Below are 273 nucleotides of genomic sequence, written 5' to 3'. Positions count from 1 at the left end.
ATGGGAATTTACACTTCGTGGATCTCGATTAACTTTCTTATCTGACCGTGGGGTGTTCTCGAAAAACGAAGTGGACTTTGGTTCTCGTCTTTTAATTGAAGCGTTTCAAGTGCCAGATATTAAAGGTGATATATTAGACGTAGGTTGTGGATATGGACCAATTGGTTTATCGTTGGCGAAAGAGTTTCAAGACCGTAAAGTTCACATGGTGGATGTGAATGAAAGGGCGCTTGAGCTTGCGAAAGAAAATGCCGCTAACAATAGAATTGGAAA

1 protein-coding gene is annotated in these 273 nt (G+C 40.7%); it reads left to right on the top strand.

From position 1 onward, the window contains the following. The coding region (locus tag SB775_RS29480) for a class I SAM-dependent methyltransferase (RefSeq protein ID WP_410864782.1) at nucleotides 1-273 on the top strand (273 nt) is incomplete at both ends.

This window comes from Peribacillus sp. SIMBA_075 (genome assembly GCF_046534585.1).
Note: the sequence above shows the minus strand (reverse complement) of the source record. Positions and strands in the feature narration are given on the sequence as shown.